This window comes from uncultured Ferrovibrio sp., from assembly GCF_937960835.1.
In the GTDB taxonomy this organism is placed as follows: domain Bacteria; phylum Pseudomonadota; class Alphaproteobacteria; order Ferrovibrionales; family Ferrovibrionaceae; genus Ferrovibrio.
Genome location: NZ_CALGPC010000017.1, coordinates 1 through 25,528, shown reverse-complemented (window position 1 = coordinate 25,528; position 25,528 = coordinate 1). Strand labels below are relative to the sequence as shown.

Annotated in this window: 40 protein-coding genes; 3 read left to right on the top strand and 37 right to left on the bottom strand. The window is 63.4% G+C overall.

Features of this window, described 5'->3' with window-relative positions; genetic code table 11:
- Positions 1–91: 91 nt before the first annotated feature.
- From Q0603_RS16765 to Q0603_RS16750, 4 genes are all read right to left on the bottom strand, one after another.
- Complete coding sequence (locus Q0603_RS16765; protein ID WP_298727806.1) at positions 92–790, bottom strand: ATP12 family protein; 699 nt, start codon at positions 788–790, stop codon at positions 92–94.
- A gap of 74 nt (positions 791–864) precedes the next feature.
- A complete protein-coding gene (locus tag Q0603_RS16760; protein ID WP_298727805.1) occupies positions 865–2,934 on the bottom strand; it encodes an AsmA family protein in 2,070 nt (689 codons plus the stop codon).
- Positions 2,922–3,626 carry an HAD-IA family hydrolase gene (locus Q0603_RS16755; RefSeq protein ID WP_298727804.1) on the bottom strand — a complete coding sequence of 235 codons (705 nt, stop codon included), beginning with the start codon at positions 3,624–3,626 and terminating at the stop codon, positions 2,922–2,924. Before Q0603_RS16755 ends, Q0603_RS16760 begins: the two co-directional genes overlap by 13 nt.
- 68 nt (positions 3,627–3,694) lie before the next feature.
- The gene (locus tag Q0603_RS16750; RefSeq protein ID WP_298727802.1) at positions 3,695–4,015 is read right to left on the bottom strand and encodes a hypothetical protein; all 321 of its coding nucleotides are present in this window, start codon (positions 4,013–4,015) and stop codon (positions 3,695–3,697) included.
- A gap of 74 nt (positions 4,016–4,089) precedes the next feature.
- Between Q0603_RS16750 and queF the strand changes: the two genes are divergently transcribed.
- Complete coding sequence (queF, locus tag Q0603_RS16745) at positions 4,090–4,569, top strand: preQ(1) synthase (protein ID WP_298727800.1); 480 nt, start codon at positions 4,090–4,092, stop codon at positions 4,567–4,569.
- Between the two features lie 6 nt (positions 4,570–4,575).
- Positions 4,576–5,331 carry a hypothetical protein gene (locus Q0603_RS16740; protein ID WP_298727797.1) on the top strand — a complete coding sequence of 252 codons (756 nt, stop codon included), beginning with the start codon at positions 4,576–4,578 and terminating at the stop codon, positions 5,329–5,331.
- Here the strand turns inward: Q0603_RS16740 and Q0603_RS16735 are convergent.
- On the bottom strand, positions 5,306–5,926 hold the full coding sequence (locus Q0603_RS16735) for a cysteine hydrolase family protein (protein WP_298727795.1): 621 nt from the start codon (positions 5,924–5,926) through the stop codon (positions 5,306–5,308). The two genes, Q0603_RS16740 and Q0603_RS16735, sit on opposite strands and share 26 nt — an antisense overlap.
- 71 nt (positions 5,927–5,997) lie before the next feature.
- Between Q0603_RS16735 and Q0603_RS16730 the strand changes: the two genes are divergently transcribed.
- Positions 5,998–6,861, top strand: coding sequence for a LysR family transcriptional regulator (locus Q0603_RS16730; protein ID WP_298727794.1), 864 nt, complete (start codon positions 5,998–6,000; stop codon positions 6,859–6,861).
- 30 nt (positions 6,862–6,891) lie between these two features.
- Here the strand turns inward: Q0603_RS16730 and Q0603_RS16725 are convergent, their stop codons facing one another.
- From Q0603_RS16725 to Q0603_RS16570, 32 genes are all read right to left on the bottom strand, one after another.
- Entirely contained in the window at positions 6,892–7,878 is a 987-nt protein-coding gene (locus Q0603_RS16725) for an RluA family pseudouridine synthase (protein ID WP_298727793.1), read from the bottom strand.
- A 31-nt stretch (positions 7,879–7,909) separates the two neighbouring features.
- Positions 7,910–8,254, bottom strand: coding sequence for a hypothetical protein (locus tag Q0603_RS16720; protein ID WP_298727790.1), 345 nt, complete (start codon positions 8,252–8,254; stop codon positions 7,910–7,912).
- A 132-nt stretch (positions 8,255–8,386) separates the two neighbouring features.
- Complete coding sequence (locus tag Q0603_RS16715) at positions 8,387–9,673, bottom strand: replication-associated recombination protein A (RefSeq protein WP_298728056.1); 1,287 nt, start codon at positions 9,671–9,673, stop codon at positions 8,387–8,389.
- A gap of 53 nt (positions 9,674–9,726) precedes the next feature.
- Entirely contained in the window at positions 9,727–11,118 is a 1,392-nt protein-coding gene (locus Q0603_RS16710) for a DegQ family serine endoprotease (RefSeq protein ID WP_298727788.1), read from the bottom strand.
- Positions 11,119–11,291: 173 nt separating this feature from the next.
- Positions 11,292–11,714: a 50S ribosomal protein L17 gene (rplQ, locus tag Q0603_RS16705; protein WP_298727786.1), complete on the bottom strand. Its 423-nt coding sequence runs from the start codon at positions 11,712–11,714 to the stop codon at positions 11,292–11,294.
- A 36-nt stretch (positions 11,715–11,750) separates the two neighbouring features.
- Complete coding sequence (locus tag Q0603_RS16700; protein WP_298727784.1) at positions 11,751–12,767, bottom strand: DNA-directed RNA polymerase subunit alpha; 1,017 nt, start codon at positions 12,765–12,767, stop codon at positions 11,751–11,753.
- A 138-nt stretch (positions 12,768–12,905) separates the two neighbouring features.
- Positions 12,906–13,298, bottom strand: a complete 393-nt coding sequence (gene rpsK, locus Q0603_RS16695) for a 30S ribosomal protein S11 (RefSeq protein ID WP_298727782.1) — start codon at positions 13,296–13,298, stop codon at positions 12,906–12,908.
- Positions 13,299–13,334: 36 nt separating this feature from the next.
- A complete protein-coding gene (gene rpsM / locus Q0603_RS16690; protein ID WP_298727780.1) occupies positions 13,335–13,712 on the bottom strand; it encodes a 30S ribosomal protein S13 in 378 nt (125 codons plus the stop codon).
- Between the two features lie 189 nt (positions 13,713–13,901).
- On the bottom strand, positions 13,902–14,552 hold the full coding sequence (locus tag Q0603_RS16685; protein ID WP_298727778.1) for an adenylate kinase: 651 nt from the start codon (positions 14,550–14,552) through the stop codon (positions 13,902–13,904).
- The gene (gene secY / locus Q0603_RS16680; RefSeq protein WP_298727776.1) at positions 14,549–15,895 is read right to left on the bottom strand and encodes a preprotein translocase subunit SecY; all 1,347 of its coding nucleotides are present in this window, start codon (positions 15,893–15,895) and stop codon (positions 14,549–14,551) included. The genes Q0603_RS16685 and secY overlap by 4 nt, the downstream gene beginning before the upstream one ends.
- An 84-nt stretch (positions 15,896–15,979) precedes the next feature.
- The gene (gene rplO, locus Q0603_RS16675) at positions 15,980–16,492 is read right to left on the bottom strand and encodes a 50S ribosomal protein L15 (RefSeq protein ID WP_298727774.1); all 513 of its coding nucleotides are present in this window, start codon (positions 16,490–16,492) and stop codon (positions 15,980–15,982) included.
- A gap of 47 nt (positions 16,493–16,539) precedes the next feature.
- Positions 16,540–16,746, bottom strand: coding sequence for a 50S ribosomal protein L30 (gene rpmD, locus Q0603_RS16670; RefSeq protein ID WP_298727773.1), 207 nt, complete (start codon positions 16,744–16,746; stop codon positions 16,540–16,542).
- Between the two features lie 5 nt (positions 16,747–16,751).
- A complete protein-coding gene (gene rpsE / locus Q0603_RS16665; RefSeq protein ID WP_298727771.1) occupies positions 16,752–17,333 on the bottom strand; it encodes a 30S ribosomal protein S5 in 582 nt (193 codons plus the stop codon).
- 16 nt (positions 17,334–17,349) lie between these two features.
- Positions 17,350–17,703, bottom strand: a complete 354-nt coding sequence (gene rplR / locus Q0603_RS16660) for a 50S ribosomal protein L18 (protein ID WP_298728055.1) — start codon at positions 17,701–17,703, stop codon at positions 17,350–17,352.
- Positions 17,704–17,732: 29 nt separating this feature from the next.
- The gene (rplF, locus tag Q0603_RS16655; protein ID WP_298727769.1) at positions 17,733–18,266 is read right to left on the bottom strand and encodes a 50S ribosomal protein L6; all 534 of its coding nucleotides are present in this window, start codon (positions 18,264–18,266) and stop codon (positions 17,733–17,735) included.
- Between the two features lie 11 nt (positions 18,267–18,277).
- The gene (gene rpsH, locus Q0603_RS16650) at positions 18,278–18,673 is read right to left on the bottom strand and encodes a 30S ribosomal protein S8 (RefSeq protein ID WP_298727767.1); all 396 of its coding nucleotides are present in this window, start codon (positions 18,671–18,673) and stop codon (positions 18,278–18,280) included.
- Positions 18,674–18,686: 13 nt separating this feature from the next.
- Positions 18,687–18,992, bottom strand: coding sequence for a 30S ribosomal protein S14 (rpsN, locus tag Q0603_RS16645; RefSeq protein ID WP_298727765.1), 306 nt, complete (start codon positions 18,990–18,992; stop codon positions 18,687–18,689).
- 21 nt (positions 18,993–19,013) lie between these two features.
- Positions 19,014–19,559: a 50S ribosomal protein L5 gene (rplE, locus tag Q0603_RS16640; RefSeq protein WP_298727763.1), complete on the bottom strand. Its 546-nt coding sequence runs from the start codon at positions 19,557–19,559 to the stop codon at positions 19,014–19,016.
- Positions 19,560–19,573: 14 nt separating this feature from the next.
- Positions 19,574–19,897 carry a 50S ribosomal protein L24 gene (gene rplX / locus Q0603_RS16635; protein WP_298727761.1) on the bottom strand — a complete coding sequence of 108 codons (324 nt, stop codon included), beginning with the start codon at positions 19,895–19,897 and terminating at the stop codon, positions 19,574–19,576.
- Positions 19,898–19,900: 3 nt separating this feature from the next.
- Positions 19,901–20,269, bottom strand: coding sequence for a 50S ribosomal protein L14 (gene rplN / locus Q0603_RS16630; RefSeq protein WP_298727759.1), 369 nt, complete (start codon positions 20,267–20,269; stop codon positions 19,901–19,903).
- A 33-nt stretch (positions 20,270–20,302) separates the two neighbouring features.
- Positions 20,303–20,539 (bottom strand): 30S ribosomal protein S17, encoded by a 237-nt coding sequence (gene rpsQ / locus Q0603_RS16625; RefSeq protein ID WP_298727757.1) that lies wholly within the window; start codon positions 20,537–20,539, stop codon positions 20,303–20,305.
- A 10-nt stretch (positions 20,540–20,549) separates the two neighbouring features.
- Positions 20,550–20,750, bottom strand: coding sequence for a 50S ribosomal protein L29 (gene rpmC / locus Q0603_RS16620; protein WP_298727755.1), 201 nt, complete (start codon positions 20,748–20,750; stop codon positions 20,550–20,552).
- A gap of 3 nt (positions 20,751–20,753) precedes the next feature.
- Entirely contained in the window at positions 20,754–21,173 is a 420-nt protein-coding gene (gene rplP, locus Q0603_RS16615; RefSeq protein WP_298727753.1) for a 50S ribosomal protein L16, read from the bottom strand.
- Between the two features lie 17 nt (positions 21,174–21,190).
- Positions 21,191–21,889, bottom strand: coding sequence for a 30S ribosomal protein S3 (rpsC, locus tag Q0603_RS16610; protein WP_298727751.1), 699 nt, complete (start codon positions 21,887–21,889; stop codon positions 21,191–21,193).
- A complete protein-coding gene (gene rplV / locus Q0603_RS16605) occupies positions 21,889–22,353 on the bottom strand; it encodes a 50S ribosomal protein L22 (protein ID WP_298727749.1) in 465 nt (154 codons plus the stop codon). The genes rpsC and rplV overlap by 1 nt, the downstream gene beginning before the upstream one ends.
- Before the next feature lie 2 nt (positions 22,354–22,355).
- Positions 22,356–22,631: a 30S ribosomal protein S19 gene (rpsS, locus tag Q0603_RS16600; RefSeq protein ID WP_298727747.1), complete on the bottom strand. Its 276-nt coding sequence runs from the start codon at positions 22,629–22,631 to the stop codon at positions 22,356–22,358.
- A 19-nt stretch (positions 22,632–22,650) separates the two neighbouring features.
- The gene (gene rplB / locus Q0603_RS16595) at positions 22,651–23,487 is read right to left on the bottom strand and encodes a 50S ribosomal protein L2 (protein ID WP_298727745.1); all 837 of its coding nucleotides are present in this window, start codon (positions 23,485–23,487) and stop codon (positions 22,651–22,653) included.
- Position 23,488: 1 nt separating this feature from the next.
- Positions 23,489–23,782, bottom strand: coding sequence for a 50S ribosomal protein L23 (locus tag Q0603_RS16590; RefSeq protein WP_298727743.1), 294 nt, complete (start codon positions 23,780–23,782; stop codon positions 23,489–23,491).
- Complete coding sequence (gene rplD / locus Q0603_RS16585) at positions 23,779–24,399, bottom strand: 50S ribosomal protein L4 (RefSeq protein ID WP_298728054.1); 621 nt, start codon at positions 24,397–24,399, stop codon at positions 23,779–23,781. The genes Q0603_RS16590 and rplD overlap by 4 nt, the downstream gene beginning before the upstream one ends.
- Positions 24,400–24,423: 24 nt before the next feature.
- The gene (gene rplC / locus Q0603_RS16580; protein ID WP_298727741.1) at positions 24,424–25,107 is read right to left on the bottom strand and encodes a 50S ribosomal protein L3; all 684 of its coding nucleotides are present in this window, start codon (positions 25,105–25,107) and stop codon (positions 24,424–24,426) included.
- Positions 25,108–25,120: 13 nt separating this feature from the next.
- Entirely contained in the window at positions 25,121–25,429 is a 309-nt protein-coding gene (gene rpsJ, locus Q0603_RS16575; RefSeq protein ID WP_144257943.1) for a 30S ribosomal protein S10, read from the bottom strand.
- Between the two features lie 29 nt (positions 25,430–25,458).
- Positions 25,459–25,528 (bottom strand): hypothetical protein (locus tag Q0603_RS16570; protein ID WP_198552046.1); only part of this gene is annotated, 70 nt, incomplete at its 5' end.

Genomic DNA, 25,528 nt, shown 5'->3' with positions numbered 1-25,528 from the left:
GGTTATCGCAACTGATATATGTGTTCAGCCTGCCCTGGCTGACCTAGGGGCAAGCTCTGAAAGGCAATGCCGCTGCGGGTTTTGGTGCCTTTTAAGCGCGCAGAAGCGAGAGAAAACGGGCCACTGCCGCCAAATCGGCCTGCAGCGACGCCCGGCGGGCGGCTGCCTCGGCATCCTCACCCCACAGCTCGGCCTGGTACAATTCATCCAGAAGGCCCGCCCGGTGGGCGGCATCGGCATCGATCAGTCCTTCCAGCATGGCGAGGCCGATCACCACCGATCCGGTGGTGGTGGTGATGGCATGCAAGGCCGTCAGGGTCATCGGGTCGTAGCCCGTGCAGATCCGCTCCAGACGCGGCTTCAAAGTCTCCGCCTGCGGCACGGCAACGACGCCCTGCGTGACCTGGAACTGGATGTCGTAGCGATCCCAAAACCAGTCGAGCAAAGGCTGCCACACCTCAGCCTGGCGGGCGACCAGCTCCTGCGGCGCTTCCGCACGGTATGACAGAAGATCGGTATCGCCGTAGCGCACGATTTCGCTGATCGCACCGCTCGGGTCCTGGGCGACGCGGTCGATGGCTGTCGCGACCAGCCGGGTCAACGGCATCTGCAGCGGCTTGATCTCGTTCTGCTGCTCTTGCCATTCGGCGGCAATGGCCTCGGCCAGGGGAAAACTCGCCAGCACCATCTCGGTCTTCGCCGGCGTCTTCAGCGGACGACCGTCTAGCAGCACGATGGCCGTCCCGTCCGGGCGACGCTCGGCCACTGCGTTCTTATAGAAGCGTTTCATGGCGCGGCTTATAGCGGCAGCATTCCAGTGAGGCAATCTACGGCGCGGGATCCGTACACTTGCTCGGCCCTCAATCAGCGGCCCAGCAGGTTGCCCAATCCGCGGCGCAGATTATCGACCGGATTGCTGTTCTGCTGTTGCTGCTGCGGCTGCGAGGATTGCAGGCTCTGCGGCGTCGCCTTGCCCTCGGCCAAGGCGATGGCCTTGGTGCAAGCCGTCTCCGCGCTGTCACCGCGATCACCCAAGGCCGGCGACAGAAGCGCAAGCGGTCCCAGAGCCGCAACGCCCGCTGCTGTGCCGATTACGCTCTTGGCCAAAGCAGCCGGATCGGGCGCAAAGCTCGGATCGGTGAAGCTGCCGCGCACGCGCACCGCTGGCAAAGCGGAAGCGAGCGATACGCTGCGCGAGGACGGCACCAGCCGCAGATCGAGCTGCTCGCTACCGAGATTGACGCTGCCGTCACCGGCAATGGTGATGCGGCCGGTCTCGGCGAGGAATGCCTTCGGCGTCGCGACGCCGTTCTTGATGTCGAGGCCGGTAACCACGCAATAGAGATCGGTCTTCGCGGTGGCGCGTCCCAGAACGCCGACGGCATCGGCGAGCTTGGGCAGGAAGCGCTGCATGTATTCTTCCTTCAACTCGCCCTTGCCGACCTTGAGCACGGCCTTGCCGTTCAGTCCGGCCATCAACTGGCGCACGCTGCCGCCGCGGCTGGTCACGTCGAGATCGATATCGACCGGTGCGCCGCGGCGCACGATGTCGGTGATCTCGTTCTTCTGCAGATAGTCGCTGAGCACGACGCCCGCGGTGGTCAGCTTCACGGCGAGCGTCTTGGCGCCGCCATTGAGCGTGATGTCGCCATTGATCGTCCCGCCGGCCAGGCCGAAGCCGACAGGCTTCACGGTCAGCACGCCGTCCTTCAGGGTAAGGTTCAGCGACAGATTCTGCGCCTCGAATTTCGGCGCCACGAACCGGTCGGCCTTGTAGGCGACGACGGCATCCACCGCGGTCAGACCATCCAGCGGCAGCGGCTCGTCACTGAAAACGCGGCCATCGGACTTCGCTGCGGAAGCGCTGGTCCCGCCACTGCTACCGCCGCCGCCCGCTGGGGCGTTGCTGCCCCCGGTGTCCAGCAAAGACGTGACGTCGAAGCTCTTGGAGGCCAGATCCAGCTTGAGCGACGGCCGGGTGCCGCCGAGCGCGATTTCGCCGCTGCCCGCAAGGTCGCTCTGCGCCAGGGTCGCGGTCAGCCCTGAGAAAGCATAACGCTGCGCGCCGCTATCCTTGATTTTGGTCTGCAGCTTGACCGGCACCGCGGGAGCGCTGGCGCCAAAGGCCGAGGCCATCTTGGCCAGGTCGGGAACATCAGCGCCGACATTCAGATCGATCCCCTTGGCCAGCATCGGCTGCGCCAGGGTGCCATCGACCGTCGCAGTCGCGCCGGGCACGCGGACCGTCATCTTGACCGGCCAAGGGCGGCTCGGCGCAGAGAGTTCGGCCAGACTGCCCAGCGTGCCTTCGGCTTCGACCCTGTGGGTGTTGATCACCGCAACCAGACGCGTGGCCAGCAGTCCGCTCCCCTGCTCCTTCACCGACAATTCGTTCAGCAGAAGATCATTGCTGGCGCCGCTCTGCGCATCGCGATGCGCCAGCTTCACATTTTTCAACAGCACATTAGAAATTACGGGTAGGTCACTGACCTGGTGTTGATCTCCGGCTGCCTTCTGCTCCTGCGGTGCGGCCGGCTTAGCCTCGGACTTGGCGGCGAATTCCCAGTTCGCCTGGCCCTGCCGGTTCTTCTCCAGCAGAAGATCGACATCCGACAGAACCAGGCGGTCGATCTTGATCTGCCGCCGCAACAGGGCAAAAAGGTCGGGCTCGGCGGCGAACTCGCCGATGGTGGCCATATGAGGACGGCTGCCCCATGGCGCATTGGCGAAGGTCACACCATTTACCGCAACGGCAGGTAACGGAAAGATCTTCAACTCAAGATCGCCCGCGATCTCCAGCTTGCGACCCGTGGCGTTTTCGACCGCGGCGACAATCTGTGGCTTGAAGCGGTTCACATCGACGGTCAGCAGCGCCACCACCGCAGCAGCTATCAGGACCACCAGACCAAGCAGAATCCATTTCACAGCGCGCATGGGGCATCTCCCATCATCTCAACAACCAGATCAGGAAGTTCGGCGAAGCTCTTGATAATCTTTGCCGCCCCCGCTGCCAACAGAACATCCTCGTCGTGATATCCCCAAGCTACGCCCACCGCGGCCACGCCGGCATTCCGGGCCATCTCAATGTCGTAGGTGGTATCGCCGACCACGATCGTCGAGGCTGGCGCCGCGCCGGTCTCCGCCATTGCCTGCAGCACCATATCCGGTGCCGGTTTGCCGGCCGCGACCACGTCATTAGTCTGCAAGGTCACGAACCGGCCGGTCAGGCCATGGGTCGCCAGCGTGTAATCCAACCCGCGCCGCGCCTTCCCGGTGGCGATCCCGAGCAGAAAGCCGGCCTCTTCCAGACGATCTAGGGCTTCGACCAGGCCCGGAAAGATCGGCTCGTGATGGTCCGGGTTGAGGCGCTGGGCGATGGCAGCCGTCTTATAGGCCTCGACCACGGCCGCCGCGGCTACCCCCGCGGGCAAGAGGCTCTGGATGGCGACCGGCAGCGGCAGCCCCACCGTGCGGCGGATCATCTCGGCCTGCGGCAGGGGCAGCCCCAGAGCCGTGAAGGCCGTGTGCATGGCGGCCACGATGTGGTGCTGACTGTCGACCAGGGTGCCGTCGCAATCAAAAATCACCAGACGCGGCGGCGTGAAATCAGAAACGGCTGTAACCATACCCTAAAATCGCATGCCCGGCCGTTTGGCTCAACCTAGCCAAGCCCCTGTAAGCAACCCCCTGGCGGCTAGCGATCCCGCTTGCGCTGATCCTGCTTCCTCTGGTCCCGCTTCAGATCTTCCCGGCGCTGGTCTTCCCTGCGCAGATCGTCTTTCAGCAATTCTTTGCGCAGATCCTGGCGGCGCTGATCGGACTGCTCATCGGCCTTCTTTTCGTCTGCCTTCTTTTGGCCGGGTCCGGGGGAGTGAATGCCCGGGCTTTGCGGCGCCTGAGGAACGATCAGGCTGGGTTTGCTTGGTGCTGCGGGCGAAACCGGCTGCTGCTGCGCTGGCGCCGGGCCTGACACCAGGAGCAGGCCACTCGACAGCAAGGCTGGCAGCCTCTTCATAAGTGATTGAGGATGATGGGACGAAGCAGCGGCGCAGAGATGCATTTGCCGCCGCATTATGGCAAGAAAAGCGCATGAAAAAAGCAAAGACCACCCCTTCCCGCATCGCCGGCCTGACTCAGCTCGGCCAGCCAACCCGCCAGCCCCAGTCGCCGGATGAAGCCGTGCTGGAAAAAGCACCCAATCCGCATCCCGGCACACTGTATCTGATCCGCTTCACCCAGCCGGAATTCACGAGCCTCTGCCCGATGACCGGACAGCCGGATTTCGCCCATCTGGTCGTCGACTATGTGCCCAATAAGTACATCGTGGAATCCAAGTCGCTGAAGCTGTTCTTCAACAGCTTCCGCAATCATGGTGCCTTTCATGAGGATTGCACGCTGATGATCGCCAAGCGCCTGCAAGCAGCGATCCAGCCGCGCTGGCTGCGGATCGGCGGCTATTGGTATCCGCGCGGAGGCATGCCGATCGACGTATTCTACCAGACGGGCAAACCGCCCGCCGGGCTTTGGCTGCCGGATACCGGCGTGCCGTCCTATCGCGGCCGCGGTTGAGGCGTCATGACGATCCGCCGGGCGGCCATCCTGATGCTTCTCGGCTTCGCCGGTTGCTCCGGCCTTGAAGCCTCCGTCCGCGACCTCAATCGCAGCCTCTATCGAACCTGGGCTGGCGATGATCGTCCCGCGCGGGCGGAAACGGGTGGCGGCGGTGGCGAGTACACGCCGTGTTTCAGCCGCGAGAGCGGATTGCTGTATCTCAGCCAAACCGGCCGCTGCGCGCCGGGCTATGCCGCCATTCCCATCGAACAGGCCGCCAGCCAGTTCGGCACCACAAGCGGGTCGCGAACCACCGGCCGTTCGGCACCGGAGCCGCCCCCCCTGCCGCAGCAGACTTATGCACCTGCCACCGCAGCGCCGCCTGCGACGGCCACGGCACCGGCTTCCGGCCCCGCGGGGACCGGTCAGGCGCTTTGCTACAATGATCAGCAGGGGCAGGTCTTTGGCGCCGCAAGCTGTCCGCCCGGCAGCCGCTGGGTAACCGCGGCCGAGGCCGAAGCGTTGCAGCAGGCTCAGCTTGCCGGCGCGTCCTGGTGCTATTTCGCCAGCCGTCGGGTGCTGTACCGCAGCCGCGCCTGCCGGCCGGGCGACCAGACGCTCGACGTGGCCCAGGCCGACCGGCTTTGGGAAACATTGCCCGCCGACCGCCGGCCGCGGCAGCGGCCGGCGCAAACGTCGGGCGGCGTTCCGCCTGTACCGCCGGTGCAGGCCTCCCCACGCGGCGGCGTCAGCGCTACGCCGCTGCCCGCACCTCAATAGCATCGGCACTGGGCAGGATCGTAGCGAAGCGATCGCCAAGTTCCGCCAGCGCAATGCGATGCAGATCCGCCGCCGCGATCACTGCGCCGCCAAGCTGATCGGGTAGGTCGCGGGTCGCGCAGGCAGAAGCCACCACACTGACCCGGTAGCCATGGTCCAGCGCGCTGCGGACGGTTGCGCTGACACACATATGGGTCATGAAACCGCCGACGATCAGTTCGTTACGGCCGGTCTTCTGAAGCACCTCATGCAGATCGGTTTTGGCAAAGCTGTTCGGCAGCGTCTTGGGCACCACCCGCTCGCCATCCAGGGGACGGATGGTGGAGATGAAGGCGCCGCGCGGACCGTTGGGATCAAATAGCGCGCCACCGGGCCGACCCATCTGCTGGATGTGGATCACGGGTGCGCCAGCGGCGCGAGCAGCGGCGAGAAGCTTGGCGATCTCGCTGACCGCGGCATCGATACCGACGAGCGGCAGACCGCCGTCGCTGGCATATTCCTGCTGATGATCGATCAGCAGCAGAACGGATTTCTCCCACGTTACAGGCAGCTTCGGTGCGCCGGCGAGTTCAAGCAGGGTCTTCGGACGGGTCATAGGAGCTCCTTTATCCAACGACTAAGATTTAGCCGATGGCTCCCTCTGTGCAAATTGAGTATGTTTTATCCATGACTGTTCAAAATCGCACAGATCAGCCTGACTGGAATGACCTGCGCTACGCTCTTGAACTGGCGCGTCATGGCAGCCTTTCGAGCGCGGCGCGCACCTTGGGGGTCAACCATGCGACGGTGGCGCGCCGCATCGCCGCCCTGGAAGCAAGCCTCGGGATCACCCTGTTCGACCGCAATCCACGCGGCTATCGCGCCACGCCGGCAGCCGAGCCGGTCCTGGCAGCCGCCCAGCAGGTCGAAGCGCCGCTGCTGCGGCTGGGTCGCCAGATGGCGGCGCGCGGGGCCGACGAGATCGAGGGGCTGGTTCGCATCACCGCCACCGAGGTGATTGCCAGCCATACGATTGCGCCAGCTCTGGCCGGGTTGCAGCGGCGCTGGCCCAAACTGCAAATCGAAATCGTGGTCGAGCATCGCACGCTCAGCCTGGCCCGGCGGGAAGCCGAGATCGCGATCCGCTGGGCTCGTCCGGAACGTGGCGAAATCTACGCGACGCGGCTGGGGGCTGTTCCCTATCACCTGTATCGCAATCCCCTGGCGGCCGATCCGGGCGCCATTGCCGCGTTCGATGAGAGCCTGGCCGAGTTGCCGGAATCGCGTTGGGTGCGTCAGTCAGGTATGCGCCAGACGATCCGCAGCAACAGCATGCTGTCGCTGATCGCGGCCGCCCGCGCGGGTGCCTGCGCCATACTGCTGCCCGACTATGTCGGCCGCAGATATCCGGAGATCATCCCCGATCCGGGCAAGCCGGCAATCACACGGGAACTATGGCTGCTGGTGCATCGCGACCTGCGCAAGGCGCCGCGCATCCGCGCCACTGTCGACTTCCTGGTTCCGGAGATCCGGAAATCTTTGCGCGGCTAGCGCGATCTGCCTTTGCACATAGGCTAATGCCTATTCCAGCCACGCATCGGTGCTTTTCTCGATCTCCAGACCGAGAAAATCCCAGGTAGCGGCCATGTGCGCCGGCAGCGGCGCCCGCACTTCCAGGTTTCCGCCATCGGGATGCGGCAGGCGAATGCCGCGGGCATGCAGATGCAGCTTGCGGCTGACGCCGCCGGTCAGATAAGCCTCCTGCCCGCCATACTTGCCGTCGCCAACAATTGGCGTTCCGATTGCGGCGCAATGGACGCGCAGCTGGTGCGTCCGTCCCGTCAAAGGCGCCATGGCCAGCCAGGCGGCACGGCGGCCGGCAGTATCGATGGTGCGGTAGAGCGTAACGGCATTCTTGCCGTCTTCCTCGTCGGCCACCATGCGCTCGCCAGCGGCGCCCGGCAGCTTGGACAGCGCCAGGACGATCTTGCCCTGCCGCTGCTGCGGCACACCGACCACCAGCGCCCAATACAGCTTATGCGCATCGCGCGCCCGCAAGGCCTGAGCCAGCTTGGCCGCTGCAGAGGCGCTGCGCGCCAGCAGCAGGACACCCGAAGTATCCTTATCAAGGCGATGCACCAGGCGTGGACGTTCGGCCGCGCCGAACCGCAGGTAATCCAGCAGCCCGTCGAGATGTTCGCTCTGGCCGGTGCCGCCCTGCGTCGCCAGCCCGGGCGGCTTGTTGATGACGAGGACGGAATCATCCTTGTGCAGGACTGCAGCCTGCAATTCGGCCACACGCTCCGGGCTGGCTTTCACTGGCTTGGCGGCACGCGGCTTCCCGGCCTCGTCCTTGGGCGGCTCACCCAGCGGCGGAATGCGGATGGTCTGGCCCGGCTCCAGCCGCGTGGAGGCCTTGGCACGGCCGCCGTCCACACGGATCTGCCCGGTCCGCAGCAGCTTCTCCAGTCGGCCATGGCCAAGCCAGGGATAATGACGCTTGAACCAGCGATCGAGACGCAGGTCGGTTTCACCGTCGGCGACGGTTTTCGTGATCACTTGAGACATGGCGCCACTATGCTCCGTGCGAGCCGATCTGTCACCGCCAGACGCGGCGGACCCGATCAAGTTCCTGTGGCTCCTCAGGCGGCGGTGGCGGTGGTTCCGCGGCGGCCTTCTGGGCAGCACGCTGGCGTGCCTTTTGCGCCTGGCGCTCGATCCATTCCTGGCGCATCTGCTCGTGCCCTTCGAGCGACTGCACCTCCAATTCACAATCCGAGGCGACCTGATAGATGATCTGCCGGGTAACGTTCTTGAACAGCGCCAGCCGCTCGTAGAAGCAGTCCTCGCGGGTCGGAATCTTACCCGGCGTGTAATAGACTTTCTCCTGGCTCGGGACCATCACAAGACCGATGAATCCCGCCACCATTAACAAAACGAGCACTACGAAACTCAAGATGCCGAACCGCGGCAGCATTGAATCAGTTGCCTTCAAAGGAAATCCCCGCTTTCCAATTTTAATATTCTACATCAGATACGCGAGGCGCGCATTGCCGCAGGATGGTTAACTGCCGGCCTATGACTCGCCTTCGGTCCGGCGCGCGCGCAACTTCTGCCAGTATTCCAGTCTTTTAATGATTTCGCGCTCAAAGCCGCGTTCGACGGGACGGTAGAAGGTTTGCCGCCGCATCTCGGCCGGAAAGTAATTCTGGCCTGAGAAGCCCTCGGCGGTGTCGTGGTCGTAGGCGTAGCCTTCGCTATAGCCCAGCTCCTTCATCATCTTGGTCGGCGCGTTCAGGATATGCATCGGCGGCATCAGCGAACCGTATTCCCGCGCCGCGCGCTTCGCCGCGCCGGCAGCAACATAAACCGCGTTCGATTTGGGCGCCGTCGACAGATAAATGACCGCCTGCACCAGCCCGAGCTCGCCTTCGGGCGAGCCGAGAAAGTCGTACATCTCTTTCGCAGCCAGGGCCTGAACCAGGGCGTTGGGGTCGGCCATGCCGACATCTTCCGCGGCGAAACGCACCAGACGGCGTGCGATGTAAAGCGGGTCTTCTCCGCCCGCCAGCATGCGCGCCAACCAATAGAGTGCGGCATCGCAATCAGAGCCACGCATGGATTTATGCAGAGCCGAGATGAGGTTGTAATGCTCGTCCTGGGTCTTGTCGTAAAGCGGTGCGCGCTTTTGCAGCGTTTCTGCCAGCCTGGCCGGATCAAGCGGGGTCTCGGTTTCGATAGTGAATATCTGCTCAGCCAGATTAAGCAGATACCGGCCATCGCCATCCGACATGGCCCGCATGGCGGCGCGCGCTTCCGGCGTCAGCGGCAGGGCACGGCCTTCGATTTTCTCCGCCCGCTGCAGCAGCGCTTCAAGCGCTGCATCATCCAGGCGATGCAGCACGATGACGGAAGCACGGGACAGCAAGGCCGAGTTCAACGCAAAGCTCGGGTTTTCCGTAGTCGCGCCAACCAGTACCACGGTGCCGTCCTCTACATAGGGCAGAAAGCCGTCCTGCTGCGCGCGATTGAAGCGATGGATCTCGTCCACGAACAGCAAGGTCGCCTTGCCCGCAGCGCGGCGCTTACGCGCCTCATCGAACGCTTTGCGAAGATCGGCAACGCCAGAGAACACCGCCGAAAGCGGCACAAAGACCAATCCCGTCGCATCTGCCAGCAGGCGCGCAATAGAGGTCTTGCCGGTACCCGGCGGACCCCAAAGGATGAGGCTCGCCAGCCGCTTGGTCTGCACCATGCGCGCCAGTGGCCCCTCGCCTTTCAGCAGATGGTCCTGGCCGATGATCTCGTCGAGCGATTTGGGGCGCAGCCGGTCTGCCAGCGGAGCGGTCGGCATGGTTTCCATGCCTGCCGCGCTGAACAACGTCTCTCCGGTGCCGCCCGCCTGGCTCATGGCATTTACGTCCGCACCGAGAAGGACAGCAACTGGCCGCCGCGTTTCAGGACCAAAGACCATTGATTGGTGCCACGCAACAGGCCCTGCAGCTCGCGCACCGTGCCGACATCGCGGTTGTTGACCTTGACGACGATATCGCCTGGGCGAATACGCAGCCGTGCCGCCGGCGAGCCCGGCGCAATCTCTGTCACAATGACGCCGGTTTCGAGCGTATTAATGCCAAGCTCTTCGGCGAAGGCCGGTGAAAGATTGGCAACGGTCGCGCCGGCCAGAGGCTGATTGCCGCTCAAGAGCGTCACATCGCGCGGCGGCACTTCCGGTGCTTCCGCCAGCATGACCCGCAGCGCGACGCGCTGGCCGCGCCGCAGCACATCCAGCGTGGCGGTCTCCCCCAGCTTGCGCGTCGCGATGCGGAACTTCAGCGCCTCGGGGTCGCTGACCTCTCGTCCGTCTATGGCAAGCACCACATCGCCCGAGCGCAATCCCGCACGATCCGCCGGGCCGCCGGGATAGACCTCCGCGATCAGTACGCCAGCAGGACGCGTCATGCCCAGACCTAGTGCAATCTCGTTGGTCACGGCTTCGCCGCTGGCACCGAACCAGGGCCGCTTGATGCCCTTGCCGGCAAGCGCGCTGGCCACGGTGGAAGACACGAGATTGGACGGAATGGCAAAGCCGATGCCGACCGAGCCGCCAGTGCGCGTAAAGATAGCGGTGTTAATTCCGGCCAGCTTGCCGTCCATGGTCACGAGCGCGCCGCCGGAATTGCCCGGGTTGATCGCAGCATCGGTCTGGATGAAGGACTGTGCCGCCAGATCGCCAATGCCTGTGCGGCCAAGCGCCGAAATGATGCCCTGCGTGACCGTCTGGCCGACACCGAAGGGATTGCCAATGGCAACGACCAGATCACCCACTTGCAAACTGTCAGAGTCCTGAAACTCCAGGAACGGCAGGCTTTCCCCGGCTGCATCGATCCGCAACACTGCCAGATCCACCCGTGGGTCGGCCGCGATCAACCGCGCCTCGAACTCGCGCCGGTCGGCCAAAGCCACGACAATTTCAGTTGCGCCCTCGATGACATGGTTGTTGGTGACGATGACGCCGTCGGCCTCGATGATCACGCCAGAGCCGAGCGACTGGGCGATGCGCTCACGCGGCTGCCCGAGCGGGAACTGGTCGCCGAAGAAATGCCGAAAGAAGGGATCGTTGAACAGCGGAGATTGCTGCACGCGCTCGACCCGGCGGGAATAGACGTTGACCACTGCCGGCGCGACGCGCTGCACCAGCGGGGCAAAGCTCAGCTGGATTTCGGCGCGGCTTGCAGGCAGCCGGGTCTGAGCCGAAAGCGGCGCGGCAATAATAGCCACCAGAAAGAGGATCAGGATGCGCAGCATGGTCTATCCGGAAGCAGCATCGGTTAAATAAGGATGTTTCCGAAAGGTTTTCAATGACCCGCAGGAATTAACTCGGCCGCACGGCTTCCGCACCTTGGCCAATACAGTCCTGAAAACGAAAACGGCGGCCGGGAAACCCGACCGCCGCATTGATCTCAGCTTATCGCAGATCGTCAGGCCGCGGCTTCGGCCTCACCGGCTTCCTGCACCGGGCCCGAATCCTTGCCCTTCGCAGCCGGATCGCGGTCAACCAGCTCGATCACGGCGAGCGGAGCCGCATCGCCATAGCGGAAGCCTGCCTTCAGCACGCGGCTGTAGCCGCCGTTGCGGCTGGCATAGCGCTGGTTCAGCGTCGAGAACAGCTTCTCGACGGCGGCCTTCTCCGGCAGGAAGGACAGAGCCTGGCGGCGGGCATGCAGGTCGCCACGCTTGCCCAGCGTGATCAGCTTGTCGATCAGCGGCTTCAGTTCCTTGGCCTTCGGCAGCGTGGTGGTGATCTGCTCATGCTTGATCAGCGAAGCAGCCATATTGCCGAACATCGCCCGACGATGGGCGCTCGACTTGTTGAGCTTGCGGCCGGCATTGCGGTGGCGCATGTCTACTCTCCTCGATCCTTAATTCGGCGGGCAGGATCAATACTGATCCTGCAGCTTCTTCGCCAGTTCTTCGATATTCTCAGGCGGCCAGTTGGGGACATGCATACCAAGATGCAGGCCCATCTGCGCCAGGACTTCCTTGATCTCGTTCAGCGACTTGCGACCGAAGTTCGGCGTGCGGAGCATCTCGGCTTCGGTCTTCTGGATCAGGTCGCCGATATAGACGATGTTGTCGTTCTTCAGGCAGTTCGCCGAGCGAACCGACAGTTCGAGTTCGTCGACGCGGCGCAGCAGGTTCGGATTGAACTCCGGCTCGGCCGCGGTCTTCTCGCGGGTCTCGGCCTTCGGCTCTTCGAAGTTGATGAAGAGCTGGAGCTGATCCTGCAGAATGCGTGCGGCGTAGGCCACAGCGTCTTCCGGCTTGATCGCGCCGTTGGTCTCGATCTGCATGGTCAGCTTGTCATAGTCGAGGATCTGGCCCTCGCGGGTGTTCTCGACCTTGTAGGAGACCTTGCGGACCGGGCTATAGAGGGCATCGACCGGAATCAAGCCGATCGGCGCATCTTCCGGACGGTTAGCTGAAGCCGGGACATAGCCCTTGCCGGTCTCGACCGTCAGTTCCATGCGGATGCTGGCGCCGGCATCGAGCGTGCAGAGCACATGGTTCGGATCCATGACTTCGATGTCATGGCCGGTCTCGATCATCTTGGCCGTGACTTCGCAGGGACCCTGCGCGTTCAGGTGCATCCGCTTCGGGCCTTCGCCGTGCAGCTTCAGCGCCATCGACTTGATGTTCAGGACGATATCGGTGACGTCTTCGCGCACGCCGGGAATAGACGAGAATTCATGCAGCACGCCGTCGATCTTGATCGAGGTAACGGCAGCGCCCTGCAAGGACGACAGCAGCACGCGGCGCAGCGCATTACCAAGCGTCAGACCAAAGCCGCGCTCGAGCGGTTCGGCGACGATGGTCGCGGTCCGCCCCGGCACGGCACCCGGCTCGATCACCAACTTGTTAGGCTTAATCAGATCGGTCCAATTCTTCTGGATCACCTTAACCTCGTTCGGTTGTGGCGGGCGCGGCGCTCCGCCTAGACCACCTCGGTTGCGGCAACGGCCGCCCCGCAGATAGTTGGTGGGCGGCCGGCCTCGTACTTCTTGTCGCGCCAGCTTTCGCCGCGCGAGACGCTGTTAGATGCGGCGCCGCTTCGGCGGACGGCAGCCGTTATGCGGGATCGGCGTCACGTCGCGGATGCTGGTGATGACGAAGCCGACGGCCTGCAGAGCGCGCAGAGCGGATTCGCGACCCGAACCCGGCCCCTTCACTTCCACCTCGAGGGTGCGAACGCCATGCTCGGCAGCGCGCCGGCCAGCCACATCGGCGGCGACCTGAGCGGCATACGGCGTCGACTTGCGCGAGCCCTTGAAGCCCTGGCTGCCGGCCGACGACCAGGCGATCGTGTTGCCCTGCGCGTCGGTGATGGTGATCATCGTGTTGTTGAACGATGCATTCACATGCGCAACGGCAGAGGTGATGTTCTTCTTTTCCTTGCGCCGGGGGCGCGCGGCCTTGTCCTTGACCATGGAGATCCTGCAGTCCTTCGAAAACGGAGCGAGAGTTTAGCGGGTGGCCTTCTTCTTGCCGGCGATGGCGACCGCCTTACCCTTACGGGTACGGGCGTTGGTGTGAGTGCGCTGGCCGCGCACCGGGAGGCCCTTGCGGTGACGCAGGCCGCGATAGCAGCCGAGATCCATAAGACGCTTAATGTCCATCGCGACTTCGCGACGCAGATCGCCCTCGACCTTGTAGTCGCGGTCGATCGTCTCACGGATCTGCAACACTTCGGCGTCGGTCAACTCATTGACGCGACGTTCGGGCGGCAGGCCGACCTTCTCGCAGATTTCTTTCGCCTTCACCCGGCCAATGCCGTAGATGTAGGTCAGTGCGATCTCGACCCGCTTGTTGGTCGGGATGTTCACGCCAGCAATACGCGCCACGCTATTTCTCCTCGAATCACACGTTCCAGCCGACCGGAACGTTTACCTTGGGCGACCAAAGGCTGCAAGACAAAAACCAACGTAGTCAAAGACTTACGTCGGGATCCGCCGCCTCTTTCCTGCTCGCGCCCGCTGCCCAAGGGGCGCGATTATAGAAACTTCCTCTACTCAGTCAACTACTTAGTGCCACTACAGGGAGGCTAAAACCGCCTCGATCTGCCGTGTCACCTCGTCGATTTCCGCCATGCCGTCGACCTGCCGCAGGATACCCCGCCCCTCGTAATACGGGAGCAAGGGAGCAGTCTGCTCGTGGTAGGCTTTCAGGCGGGAGACCACCGTCTCCGCCTTATCGTCGGCCCGGCGAGTGAATTCCGTGCTGCCGCAGACGTCGCAGACCCCGGGGGTCTTCGGCTGCTTGAAGGTGTCGTGATAACCGGCACCACACTTCGAACATGTAAAACGGCCGGTGATGCGCTCGACCAGAACGCCGTCATTGACCTTCATCTCGATCACGGCATCCAGCTTCAGCTTGCGCTCAGCCAGCATCTTGTCCAGAGCCTCGGCCTGCTTGGTCGTGCGCGGGAAGCCGTCCAGGATGAAGCCCTTACGGCAATCCGGCTGGTCGATGCGCTCGGCGATGATGCCGACGACGATCTCGTCGGACACCAGGGCCCCGCTATCCATGATGGCCTTGGCCTTCTGGCCGATGGCCGTGCCGGCCTTGACCGCGGCGCGCAGCATGTCGCCGGTCGAAAGCTGGACCAGCCCGTGATTGGCGGTCAGCCGCTGGGCCTGGGTCCCTTTGCCGGCACCCGGCGGTCCAAGCAGGATCAGCCTCATTTGCGCGCTCCCCTTAGCTTGGCCTTCTTGATGAGGCCCTCATACTGGTGTGCCAGCAGATGCGATTGGATCTGCGCCACCGTATCCATGGTGACGCTGACGACGATCAGCAGCGACGTGCCGCCAAAATAGAACGGCACCGAATACTGCGAGATCAGGATTTCCGGCAGCAAGCAGACCGCTGAGATGTAGATCGCGCCAATGACCGTCAGGCGGGTCAGCACGTAATCGAAATGCTCCGCGGTACGCTGGCCCGGGCGGATACCGGGGACGAAGCCGCCATGCTTCTTCAGGTTTTCGGCCGTGTCGTTCGGATTGAACACGATCGAGGTATAGAAGAAGCAGAAGAACACGATCAGCGCGACATAGGTGACCATGTACAGCGGCTGGCCATGGCCAAGCAGCGTGGTAATGGTCGTGATCCATTCCGGCGCGCCGGAGCTGGCGGTGAACTGCGCAATCGTCACCGGCATCAGCAGCAAGCTGGAGGCGAAGATCGGCGGAATCACGCCGGAGGTGTTCAGCTTCAGCGGCAGATGCGAGCTCTCACCGCCGAACATGCGCTGGCCAACCTGGCGCTTGGGATACTGCACCAGGATGCGGCGCTGGGCACGCTCCATGAAGACGATGAAGGTAATGACGGCAACGACCAGCACCAGAAGGATCAGGATGAAGAAGGTGCTGAGCGCGCCGGTGCGGCCGAGTTCCAAGGTCGCCGCCAGAGCACGCGGCAGCTCGGCGATGATACCGGCGAAGATGATCAGCGAAATGCCCTGGCCGACGCCGCGCTGGGTAATCTGCTCGCCCAGCCACATCAGGAACAGAGTGCCGCCCGTCAGCGTGATCACTGTGGTGATGCGGAAGAACATGCCCGGGTCAATCACGGCGCCACCCCGGCTGCCGCTCATGCCCTCAAGGCCAACGGCGATGCCGTATGCCTGAACCGCCGCCAAAAGCACGGTGCCGTAACGAGTATACTGGTTCAGCTTTTTACGGCCGGTCTCGCCTTCCTTTTTGAGCGCTTCAAGCTGGGGCGATACCGCGGTAAGGAGCTGAACAATAATCGAGGCCGAAATATACGGCATGATGTTCAGCGCAAAGATGGTCATGCGCTCCAACGCGCCACCGGCGAAGACGTTGAACATGCCGAGAATGCCGCCCGCCTGCTGACGGAAGATATCCGCCATGATCATCGGATCGATGCCGGGAAGCGGGATATAAGTCCCGAGGCGGTAGACGATCAGTGCGCCGATCGTGAACCAGATGCGCTTCTTCAATTCGGTCGCCTTGGCGAAGGCCCCCAAATTGAGGCTGGCCGCCATGCGTTCCGCTGCCGATGCCATGACCGATCCCTAAAATCCGACCGCGTGAACCTCAAAAGGCGACGGGGCGCAACCTGCCCCGTCCCCCTGCCCGGTATGGGCGACTTACTTCTTGCCCTTGGCCTTCTTCTCGGCCTTCGGCTCGGCTTCGGCCTTGGCCGGAACCAGCACGGTGATGCTGCCGCCAGCCTTCTCGACCGCCGCCTTCGCGGTTGCCGAAGCACCGCTGACGGTGATCGTGATCTTGCTCTTCAGCTCACCGGTGCCAAGCAGGCGAACGCCGTCGGACTTGCCCGAGCACAGACCGGCCTTGGCCAGAGCAGCTTCGTCGATCGGCTGGGCAGCATCGAGCTTGCCCTTCTCGATCGCGGCCTGCAGGCGACCGATATTCACCACCTCGAAATTCGCCGGATTGAGCGCATTGAAGCCGCGCTTCGGCAGACGGCGATAGATCGGAGTCTGACCGCCTTCAAAGCCCTTGATGCTGACGCCAGTGCGCGCCTTCTGGCCCTTCACGCCGCGGCCCGAGGTCTTGCCCTTGCCCGAGCCGATGCCGCGGCCGACGCGCATGCGCTCCTTGCGGGCGCCCGGATTGTCGGCGATCTGATTGAGACGCATGTTCCTAACCCTTCCGCTCGGACCGGCAAAAGCCGGTCACTGGATCCTTAGCCTTCGACCTGCAGCAGATGCTGCACCTTGGCGATCATGCCGCGCACCGAGGGAGTATCCTCCAGCTCGCGGGTCTGATGCAGCTTGCGCAGGCCAAGTCCGACCAGGGTCGCCTGCTGATCGGCCGTACGCTTATGCGCCGAACGCACCCAGGTAACCTTCACGGTCTTGCCGCTAGCAGCCTTCTTCTTGGTAGCAGCCATGGACCTTACTCCTCAGTCTCGCTGCGGCGGCCGAGGATATCGGCAACCTTCTTGCCGCGCTTGGCCGCGATGTGACGCGGCGCATTCAGGTTCTGCAGAGCAGCGAACGTCGCCTTCACCATGTTGTGCGGGTTCGACGTGCCGATCGACTTGGTCACGACGTCGGCAACACCGAGCGTCTCGAACACGGCGCGCATCGGACCGCCCGCGATGATACCGGTACCAGCCGGAGCAGCACGCAGCACGACCTTACCGGCGCCATGACGGCCCTCGATGTCGTGATGCAGCGTACGGCCTTCGCGCAGGTTCACGCGGATCATGTTGCGCTTCGCATGCTCGGTGGCCTTGCGGATCGCTTCCGGCACTTCGCGGGCCTTGCCCGAACCGTAGCCGACGCGGCCCTTCTGGTCGCCGACGACGACGAGAGCGGCAAAACCAAAGCGACGACCGCCTTTCACCACCTTGGCGACGCGGTTGATGCTGACCAGCTTGTCGACGAGTTCGTTCTCGCCGCGCTCCCGGTCGCTCCCGCGCTCACCGCGATGGTCGCCCCGCTCGCCCCGTTCAGCTCGTTGAGTAGCAGCCATTGTACCCAAACCTTTCTCAGAAATTCAGACCGGCTTCGCGGGCAGCCTCGGCGAGCGCCTTGATGCGCCCGTGATAGAGGTAGCCACCACGGTCAAAAATCACATCGGTGACACCGGCGGCCTTGGCGCGCTCGGCGATCAGCTTGCCGACCTCGGTCGCGGCCTTGGTGTCGGCACCGGTCTTCAGCGTGCTGCGCAGACCGGCTTCCAGCGACGAGGCAGCGGCCAGTGTCACGCCCTTGGTGTCGTCGATGAGCTGCGCATAGATGTAGCGCGAGGAACGATGCACGCTCAGGCGCGGACGGCCATGCGCCGCAGCGCGAATCTTGGTCCGGTTCCGCTGCTTGCGGCGCTCGTTCAGAGCGTTCAGGCGAGTCTTCATGCTCATAACAGCATTCCTTACTTCTTCTTGCCTTCCTTACGCAGGATCGTCTCGTCGCTATACTTGATGCCCTTGCCCTTATACGGCTCGGGCGGCTTGACCGCGCGGATCTCCGCAGCGACCTGGCCAACGAGATGCTTGTCTGCGCCCGAGATCTTGATCGAGGTGGGCTTTTCCACCTTGATCTCGATGCCGGCCGGGATCGGATAGATGACTTCGTGGCTGAAGCCCATGTTCAGCTGCAGGTTCTTGCCCTGCATCGCTGCACGAAGGCCGACGCCGTTGATCTCCAGCTCGCGGGTGTAGCCGTCCTTGACGCCATTCACCAGGTTGCTGACCAGCGTGCGCTGCATGCCCCACATGGCGCGGGCGCGACGGGTGGCCTGGCGCGGCTTGACGGTGATCTTGCCGTCGGCCAGTTCGACCGACAGGTCGTCAACAACCGTCAGCTTGAGCTCACCCTTCGGGCCCTTGGCCGTCAGGGTCTGTCCCGCCAACTGGACCTGCACGCCTTGCGGCACCGGAACCGGATGCTTGCCGATACGCGACATGGTCTAACTCCTTAGAACACGCGGCAGAGGACTTCGCCGCCGACATTGGCGTTGCGAGCCTCGTTATCCGACATCACGCCGCGCGGGGTCGAGAGGATCGAGATTCCGAGGCCGCCACGAACCTTGCCCAGATCGCTGATGCCCGAATAGACACGGCGGCCCGGCTTGGAAACGCGGTCGATCACCTTGATGACCGGCTCGCCCTCGTAATACTTCAGCTCGATGCGCAGGTTGCGCTTGTTGCCATCCTCCAGCAGCTCATAGCCGCGGATGTAGCCTTCCTTCTTCAGCACCTCAAGCACGTTCATACGCAGCTTCGAGGCCGGGCACTCGATGGTGTTCTTGCCCGCCTGCTGACCGTTACGGATACGGGTCAGCATATCGCCAAGGGGATCGGTAAGAGCCATGCTCTTCTCCTCCTTACCAGCTCGACTTGACCATGCCGGGGATCTGGCCGCTCGAGGCCAGTTCACGCAGCATGTTGCGCGACAGCTTCAGCTTGCGATAGGTGCCGCGCGGGCGCCCCGTCAGCTCACAGCGATTACGCACACGGATCTTGGCCGAATTACGCGGCAGTTCGGCCAGCTTCAAAGCCGCCTCAAACCGCTCCTCCGGAGACACACTCTTGTCCTTGATGATGGCCTTCAGCTTGTTGCGCTTGGCCGCGAACTGCGCCGCCAGCTTGGCACGGCGCTTGTTCTTCTCGACGGCACTCGTCTTCGCCATATTCAGCGATCCTTTCTCGGCTCAGTTCTGGAACGGCATGCGGAAGCCGGCCAGCAGAGCCTTGGCCTCCTCGTCCGTCTTCGCCGTGGTGCAGATGATGATGTCCATGCCGCGCGGCGTATCGACCTTGTCGTAGTTGATCTCCGGGAAGATCAGCTGTTCCTTGAGGCCGAGCGCGTAGTTGCCGCGACCGTCAAAGCTCTTGCCGTTCACGCCGCGGAAGTCGCGGACGCGCGGCAGCGCGATGTTGATCAGACGGTCCAGGAACTCGTACATGTGATCGCGGCGCAGCGTGACCTTGCAGCCGATCGCCTGGCCCTGACGGAGCTTGAAGTTCGCGATCGCCTTGCGGGCCTTGGTCAGCACCGGCTTCTGACCGGTGATCGCTGCCAGCTCGGCAGCAGCCTGCTGAACCTTCTTGGAATCCTGCGCGGCTTCACCGACACCCATGTTGATGACGATCTTTTCGATCTTCGGCACTTCCATGGGGTTCTTGTAGCCGAACTTCTCAATCAGCTGCTTGCGCACCTGATTTTCGTACATTTCCTTCATGCGGGGAGCAGCCATTGCACCACCCTCCATCAACGGTCGATGACTTCGCCGGAGCGCTTGGCAAAGCGCACCTTGCGGCCGTCATCCAGGAACTTGAACCCAACGCGGGTCGGCTTGCCGTCCTTCGGGTCGGCCAGCATCACGTTGGAGATGTGCAACGGCGCCTCGCGCTCCTCGATGCCGCCGGCCGAAGCCCGGCTCGGCTTGACATGCTTGGTCACCTTGTTGGCGCCGGCAACGACGACGCGGTTGGTCGCGCGCTCAACGCGCAGCACCTCGCCGGTCGCACCCTTGGAGCGACCCGAGATGACGACAACCTTGTCGCCTTTCTTGATCTTGAACTTCTCGGCCATGGCTCAGAGCACCTCCGGCGCCAGCGAAATAATCTTCATATGGCCCTTACCACGCAGCTCGCGGGTTACCGGGCCGAAAATACGGGTGCCGATCGGCTCCTGCTGCTTGTTGATCAGAACGGCCGCATTGCGGTCGAAACGGATCGCGCTGCCATCCGGACGACGGATTTCCTTCGCCGTGCGGACGATCACCGCACGATGCACGTCGCCCTTCTTCACGCGGCCGCGCGGAATGGCATCTTTCACGGAGACGACGATGATATCGCCGACCTGGGCCGTCTTGCGCTTCGAGCCACCCAGCACCTTGATGCACTGGACTCGGCGCGCGCCCGAATTGTCGGCGACGTCGAGATTGGTTTCCACCTGGATCATTGGACCTATACCTCGCTAACTATCTGTGTCGTCTCAGGAGGCGTTCTCGACGACGACCCATCGCTTCAACTTCGAGATGGGCTTCGACTCTTGAATCCACACGATTTCGCCCTCCTTGTGGGCGTTCTTCTCATCGTGGGCGTGATACTTCTTCGAACGACGGATGAACTTCTTGTACACGGGATCCATGATCCGCCGCTCGACCTTGACGACGACGGTCTTGTCACCCTTGCTGCTCACCACGACGCCCTGCAATACGCGCTTCGGCATCTTTCTCTCCTTACGCCTGCTTGCCGACAGCCTGCTGACGCAGGGCCGTACGCACACGGGCGATGTCGCGACGCACCTGTTTGACGCGCGCGGTATTCTCCAACTGACCAGTCGCCTTCTGGAAGCGCAGATTGAACTGCTCCTTCTTCAGGTCGACGAGCTTGGTGGTCAGCTCATCCTTGGTCTTGCCGACCAGTTCGGTGGCCTTCATGACTTACGCTCCCTCACCCAGACGGGTGACAACCTTCGTCTTGATCGGCAGCTTGGCAGCACCGAGCGCAAACGCCTCGCGGGCCAGGCTGGCCGGAATGCCGTCCAGCTCGAACATGATGCGGCCCGGCTTGACGCGGCACACCCAAAGCTCGGGCGAGCCCTTACCGGAACCCATGCGGACTTCAGCCGGCTTCTTGGTCACCGGCACATCCGGGAACACGCGGATCCACATGCGGCCCTGGCGCTTCACGTGACGGGTGATCGCACGGCGGCAGGCCTCGATCTGGCGGGCAGTAACGCGCGCCGGTTCCAGAGCCTTCAGGCCGAAGGCGCCGAAATTGAGGTCGGTACCGCCCTTGGCGACGCCCTTGATACGGCCCTTAAAGGCCTTGCGGAACTTAGTACGCTTCGGTTGCAACATCTCTCGTTACTCCCGGATCAGCCCTGACGGCCCTGATGGCTGCCCTGGGCCTGCTCGGCCAAGCGCTTGTCCTGAGCCATCGGGTCGTGAGCCATGATCTCACCCTTGAACACCCACACCTTCACGCCGCAGGTACCATAAGCGGTCTTGGCGGTGGCGCGGGCGAAGTCGACATCGGCGCGCAGCGTATGCAGCGGCACGCGGCCTTCGCGATACCACTCAACGCGGGCGATCTCGGCGCCACCCAGACGACCGCCGCAGTTGATGCGGATGCCGCCGGCGCCCAGACGCATCGCCGACTGCACGGCGCGCTTCATGGCGCGACGGAAGGCAACGCGGCGCTCGAGCTGCTGGGCAATGTTCTCAGCCACCAGCTTGGCATCCAGTTCCGGCTTGCGGATCTCGACGATATTGAGATGCACTTCCGACTTGGTCATCTTGGCCAGGTCGGAACGCAGCTTCTCGATGTCGGCGCCCTTCTTGCCGATCACCACGCCCGGACGCGCCGAGTGAATGGTGATGCGGGCCTTCTTGGCCGGCCGCTCGATGACGATACGGGCGACGCCAGCCTGGGCCAGACGCTGCTCGAGATACTTGCGGATCTGCAGATCCTCATGCAGCAGGCCGGCATATTCCTTGTCGTTGGCGAACCAACGGGAATCCCAGGTGCGGTTGATGCCGAGACGGAGCCCGACCGGATTGACTTTCTGACCCATTACGCCTGCTCCCCACTCTGCTGAGCCTCAGCCTTCTTCGGAGCCGCCTTCTTGGCGCCCGTCGACTTGGCCTTGGCCGGAGCCTTCTTCTCTTCCTCGCGCTCGCGCACCACGATGGTCAGGTGGCTGAACGGCTTCAGGATCTTCGCACCGCGGCCACGCGCGCGGGCATGGAAACGCCGCATCACCAGGCCCTTGCCCACGCTCGCTTCGGAGACGACCAGACGGTCGACGTCGAGCTGGTGATTGTTCTCAGCGTTGGCGATCGCCGACTGCAGCACCTTCTTCACATCCTTGGCGATGCGACGCTTGGAGAAGGTGAGTTCGGACAACGCCGCCTCGACCCGCTTGCCGCGGATCAGGCCGGCGACCACACCGAGTTTCCGCGGGCTGACACGGATGTTCCGCCCCACGGCCATCGCCTCGTTCTCGCCGAGGCGGGATTCGCGCGCCTGCTTGCTCATGGTTACTTCTTCGCCTTCTTGTCGGCGCTGTGACCATGGAAGGTACGGGTCGGCGCGAACTCGCCGAACTTATGCCCGACCATCTCCTCGGTTACCAACACCGGGATGAACTTGTTGCCGTTGTGGACGCCGAAGGTCAGGCCGACGAACTGCGGCATGATCGTCGAACGCCGCGACCAGGTCTTGACGACCTCCTTGCGGCCCGACGAAGCAACCTTGTCGGCCTTCTTCAGCAGATACCCGTCAACGAACGGGCCTTTCCAGACAGAACGTGCCACGATCTACCTCCTAGCCCGATCAGCTATGCTTGCCCGACGGGCGGCGGCGCAGAATCATCTTCTGCGTCCGCTTGTTGCTACGCGTGCGCTTACCCTTGGTCGACTTACCCCACGGGGTCACCGGATGACGGCCACCCGAGGTACGGCCTTCACCACCACCATGCGGGTGGTCGATCGGGTTCATGGCAACACCGCGAACGGTCGGGCGAATGCCCAGCCAACGCTTGCGGCCAGCCTTGCCAAGCTTGGTGTTCTGGTTGTCGGGGTTCGACACCGCGCCGATGGTGGCCATGCATTCGGCCTGCACCAGACGCTGCTCACCCGAGGCCAGGCGCACCAGGGCCATGCCCTGATCCTTGCCGACCAGCTGCACGAAGCTGCCGGCCGAACGTGCCATCTGACCACCCTTGCCAGGCTTGAGCTCGACATTGTGGATGATCGTGCCGACCGGGATCGCCTTCATCGGCATCGCATTGCCCGGCTTGATGTCGGCCTTCTCGCCGGCCACCACGCGGTCGCCCACCTTCAGGCGCTGCGGCGCCAGGATGTAGCTCAGCTCGCCATCGTCATACTTGATGAGAGCGATGAAGGCAGTGCGGTTCGGGTCATACTCGATCCGCTCGACCGTGGCGCCGACATCGAACTTGCGCCGCTTGAAGTCGATCATGCGATAGCGGCGCTTGTGGCCACCACCGATGTGACGGGTCGTGATACGACCAAAGTGGTTACGACCGCCAGTCTTCTTCAGACCTTCGGTGAGTTCCTTGACCGGACGGCCCTTGTAGAGCTGCGAACGGTCGATCAGGACCAGACCGCGGGTCGAAGGCGTAACCGGCTTATAATTCTTCAACGCCATGTCAGATCCCCGTCGTCACGTCGATCTTGTGGCCTTCGGCGAGGGTGACCATCGCCTTCTTCCAGTCCGAGCGACGGCCCGGCTCGCCACGGAAATACTTCGTCTTGCCCTTCGCCCGGAGCGTGTTCACGGCCTTGACCTTGACCTTGAACAGCGCCTCGACGGCCGCCTTGATCTGCGGCTTGGTGGCATCGAGCGGCACCTTGAAGGTGACCTGGTTGTACTCGGAAGTACGCGTCGCCTTTTCGGTGATCACCGGTGCGAGGATCACATCGTAATGGTTGATCGTGCTCATTTCAGGCGAGCCTCCAGAGCCTCGACCGCGGCCTTGGTCAGAACCAAGGTGTCACGGCGCAGGATGTCGTACACATTGGCGCCCTGCTCCGGCAGGACATCGATGTTGCGGAGCGAACGGACAGCGCGGGCGAAATTCTCGTCCAGCGCCTTGCCATCGATCACCAGCGCGCTCTCAAGGCCCAGGCCCTTCAGCTTGCCGGCGAGTTCCTTGGTCTTGCCGACCTTCAGCACCGCCTCGTCCAGCACCTTCAGCTTGCCTTCGGCCAGCTTGGTGGACAGAGCGGTCTTCAGGGCCAGCTTGCGGACCTTCTTCGGCAGGTCGATGGCGTGACTGCGCACGACCGGGCCGAAGGCCTTGCCGCCGCCGCGGAACTGCGGCGCGCGGATCGCGCCGTGACGGGCGCCACCAGTGCCCTTCTGCTTGATGATCTTGCGGGTCGAGCCTTCGACCTCGCCATAGGTCTTCGTCTTATGCGTGCCCTGCTGGCGCTTGGCAAGCTGCCAAACCACATAACGCTGCAGCAGGTCGGCGCGCGGCGGCAGGCCGAACACGTCCTTGGACAGCGCAAGCTTGCCCGAGTCCTTGTTCTCCAGCGTGGTCACCGCGACTTCGATGGTCTCAGCCATGGTCCTCTACCCTTACTTCGCGGCGGCCTTGAGAGCGGCCGGCATCGGCAGGTCCTTCGCACGCGGCTTCTTCACCGCGTCGCGGACGAGCACATACTGGCCCTCAGAGCCCGGCACGCTACCCTTCAGCATGATCAGGCCGCGTGCGGCGTCAGTGCGCACGACCTGCAGGTTCTGCTGGGTGCGCTGACGGTCGCCCATGTGACCGGCCATCTTCTTGCCCTTGAACACCTTGCCCGGATCCTGGCGCTGACCAGTCGAGCCGTGGCTGCGGTGGCTGATCGACACACCGTGGCTGGCTTCCAAGCCGCGGAAATTGTGCCGCTTCATGACACCGGCGAAGCCCTTGCCGATCGTGGTGCCGGTCACGTCGACGAACTGGCCGACGATGAAATGCTCGACCGACAGTTCGGCGCCGACTTCGACCAGCGCGTCGGCGGGAACACGGAATTCCGCCAGCTTGCGCTTCGGCTCAACATTGGCCTTGGCGAAATGGCCGCGCAGGGCCTTCGAGACGTTCTTCGGCTTGGCGGCATCGACGCCGAGCTGGAGGGCCGTGTAGCCGTCCTTTTCCTCGGTGCGCTGCGCCACCACCTGACAATTGTCCACCTTCAGAACGGTGACGGGCACGTGCGTGCCGTCCTCCGTGAACAGCCGGGTCATCCCCAGCTTGCGTGCAACCAATCCGGTCCGCATGGGCCCAATCCCCTTAGAGCTTGATCTCGACGTCCACGCCGGCGGCAAGGTCGAGCTTCATCAGCGCGTCCACCGTCTGCGGGGTCGGGTCGACGATGTCGAGCAACCGCTTATGGGTGCGGATCTCGAACTGCTCGCGCGACTTCTTATCGACGTGCGGCGAACGGTTCACAGTGAACCGCTCGATATGAGTCGGGAGCGGAATCGGGCCACGCACGCGCGCCCCGGTACGCTTCGCGGTGCTGACGATCTCGCTGGTGCTCTGGTCGAGCACGCGATGATCGAAAGCCTTGAGGCGGATGCGGATATTCTGACTATCCATGGTCCTGTGTCCTACTATGCACTCGTCGCTTACGCGATGATCTTAGCGACGACGCCGGCGCCGACGGTGCGGCCGCCTTCGCGGATCGCGAAGCGCAGG